Here is a 3,278-nt window from a genome sequence, read left to right as displayed (position 1 = left end):
CATTACACCGCTACTTTGCCCACTGTTTCTGTGGTCGGACAGTCCGATACCAGCGTACTCAAAGGCTACATCAACTACGACGAAGCCGCCGTTACCCGCAACGGACAGCTCATTAAAGAAACGCCGCAAACCGTCGATACGCTCAACATCCAGAAAAACAAAAATTACGGCACGAACGATTTGAGTTCCATCCTCGAAGGCAATGCCGGCATCGATGCTGCCTACGATATGCGCGGCGAAAGCATTTTTCTGCGCGGCTTTCAAGCCGACGCATCCGATATTTACCGTGACGGCGTGCGCGAAAGCGGGCAGGTCCGCCGCAGCACCGCCAACATCGAGCGCGTGGAAATCCTGAAAGGCCCGTCTTCCGTGCTTTACGGCCGCACCAACGGCGGCGGCGTCATCAACATGGTCAGCAAATACGCCAACTTCAAACAAAGCCGCAACATCGGTGCGGTTTACGGCTCGTGGGCAAACCGCAGCCTGAATATGGACATCAACGAAGTGCTGAACAAAAACGTCGCCATCCGCCTCACCGGCGAAGTCGGGCGCGCCAATTCGTTCCGCAGCGGCATAGACAGCAAAAACGTCATGGTTTCGCCCAGCATTACCGTCAAACTCGACAACGGCTTGAAATGGACGGGGCAATACACCTACGACAATGTGGAGCGCACGCCCGACCGCAGCCCGACCAAGTCTGTGTACGACCGCTTCGGATTGCCTTACCGCATGGGTTTTGCCCACCCGAACGATTTTGTGAAAGACAAGCTGCAAGTTTGGCGTTCCGACCTCGAATACGCCTTCAACGATAAATGGCGCGCCCAATGGCAGATTGCCCACCGCACGGCGGCGCAGGATTTCGACCATTTCTATGCGGGCAGCGAAAACGGCAGCCGAATCAAACGCAACTACGCCTGGCAGCAGACCGACAACAAAACCCTGTCGTCCAACTTCACGCTCAACGGCGACTACTCCATCGGCCGTTTTGAAAACCACCTGACCGTAGGCATGGATTACAGCCGCGAACACCGCAACCCGACATTGGGTTACAGCCGCACCTTTTCCGCCTCCATCAACCCCTACGACCGCGCAAGCTGGCCGGCTTCGGGCAGATTGCAGCCCGTTCTCACTCAAAACCGACACAAGGCCGATTCCTACGGCATCTTCGTGCAAAACATCTTCTCTGCAACGCCCGATTTGAAATTCGTCCTCGGCGGCCGTTACGACAAATACACCTTTAATTCCGAAAACAAACTCACCGGCAGCAGCCGCCAATACAGCGGACACTCGTTCAGCCCCAATATCGGCGCAGTGTGGAACGTAACGCCCACCCACACGCTCTACGCCTCGTATAATAAAGGCTTCGCGCCTTATGGCGGACGCGGCGGCTATTTGAGTATCGACACGTCGTCTGCCGCCGTGTTCAACGCCGACCCTGAGTACACCCGCCAATACGAAACCGGCGTTAAAAGCAGTTGGCTGGACGACCGCCTCAGCACTACGTTGTCTGCCTACCAAATCGAACGCTTCAATATCCGCTACCGCCCCGACGCGCAAAATGATCCCTACACTTGGGCAGTCAGCGGTAAACACCGTTCGCGCGGCGTGGAATTGTCCGCCATCGGGCAAATCATTCCCAAAAAACTCTATCTGCGCGGTTCGTTGGGCGTGATGCAGGCGAAAGTCGTTGAAGACAAAGAAAATCCCGACCGAGTGGGCATCCATTTGAATAACACCAGCAACGTTACCGGTAACCTGTTTTTCCGTTACACACCAACCGAAAACCTCTACGGCGAAATCGGCGTAACCGGTACGGGAAAACGCTACGGTTACGACTCAAGAAACAAAGAAGTGACCACACTTCCAGGCTTTGCCCGAGTTGATGCCATGCTCGGCTGGAACCATAAAAATGTTAACGTTACCTTTGCCGCTGCCAATCTGCTCAATCAAAAATATTGGCGTTCGGATGCCATGCCGGGTAATCCGCGCGGCTATACTGCCCGGGTAAATTACCGTTTCTGATGAAATCAGGCAAAGGCCGTCTGAAATAAGGCTATGATCTAAGCCATATTTCAGACGGCCTTTTATAAAGGTTGAAATAAAACTAAACACATTTTTTCACTCAAATCGAACACACCTCCAACAAAATGCCATAAAATCCGCCCATTGATTTGAATGTAAAGAGATACCTATGAAACTGAAAACCTTAGCCTTGACCTCATTAACCCTGTTGGCATTGGCCGCTTGCGGCAAACAGGCGGAAACCAGCGTTCCGGCAGATAGCGCCCAAAGCAACACATCCGCTCCGGCAGCCCCTGCCGCATTGACCGAAGGTGTCAATTACACCGTATTGTCCAATCCGATTCCGCAACAGCAGGCCGGCAAAATCGAAGTATTGGAATTCTTCGGCTACTTCTGCCCGCATTGCGCCCATCTTGAACCGGTTTTGAGCGAGCACATCAAAACGTTTAAAGACGATACCTATATGCGCCGGGAGCATGTCGTGTGGGGTGATGAAATGAAACCTTTGGCACGTTTGGCGGCCGCAGTGGAAATGGCCGGTGAATCAGATAAAGCCAACAGCCATATTTTCGATGCGATGGTTAATCAAAAAATCAATCTGGCCGATACCGATACCCTGAAAAAATGGTTGTCCGAGCAAACAGCGTTTGATGGCAAAAAAGTATTGGCTGCATTTGAAGCGCCCGAAAGCCAAGCGCGTGCGGCTCAAATGGAAGAGTTGACCAATAAATTCCAAATCAGCGGCACACCGACCGTTATCGTCGGCGGCAAATACCAAGTCGAATTTAAAGACTGGCAGTCCGGCATGACCACGATTGACCAGTTGGTGGACAAAGTACGCGAAGAGCAGAAAAAACCGCAATAAGTTGAAGGCTGAATGAATAAAGGCCGTCTGAAAATAGATTTCAGACGGCCTTTTATATTAGATGTTGTAGAAGAAATGGTTGCTTAAGGCCTCATGATTTTAAATCTGAATACAAAATCAAAACGCCGTCTGAAACTTTTCAGACGGCGTTTTCTGTCACCTCGGCTTACAAACCCGGGAACATGCCTTTCATTCCCTTCATGCCTTTGGCCAAGCGCATCAGTTTACCCAAACCGTTGCCGCTGAACATTTTCATCATTTGTTGCATTTGTTCAAACTGTTTGAGCAATTTGTTCACTTCCTGCACGGTCGTACCCGCACCCATTGCAATACGGCGTTTGCGGCTGGCTTTGAGCAGGGCAGGGTTGGCGCGTTCTTTAGGGGTCATCGA

At 51.9% G+C, this 3,278-nt stretch carries 2 protein-coding genes and 1 pseudogene; 2 read left to right on the top strand and 1 reads right to left on the bottom strand.

Annotated elements, in window-relative coordinates; translation table 11 throughout:
- Positions 1–2,022 (top strand): TonB-dependent receptor (locus ACTHSP_RS19020; protein WP_440346683.1); only part of this gene is annotated, 2,022 nt, incomplete at its 5' end.
- 169 nt (positions 2,023–2,191) lie between these two features.
- Entirely contained in the window at positions 2,192–2,887 is a 696-nt protein-coding gene (locus ACTHSP_RS19015) for a thiol:disulfide interchange protein DsbA/DsbL (protein WP_003749428.1), read from the top strand.
- 166 nt (positions 2,888–3,053) lie between these two features.
- On the opposite strand, the pseudogene ACTHSP_RS19010 reads toward ACTHSP_RS19015, so the two are convergent.
- Positions 3,054–3,278, bottom strand: a pseudogene (locus ACTHSP_RS19010) (signal recognition particle protein); the annotation flags it as partial.

It is taken from the genome of Neisseria sp. P0001.S005 (assembly GCF_051963715.1).
The sequence above is the reverse complement of the archived record's forward strand: the minus strand, read 5'-3'. Positions and strand labels throughout refer to the sequence as shown.

Bases quoted from the DNA above. Each gene is read 5' to 3' on its own strand.
- ACTHSP_RS19015 (WP_003749428.1), top strand. From the start codon at position 2,192: ATGAAACTGAAAACCTTAGCCTTGACCTCATTAACCCTGTTGGCATTG.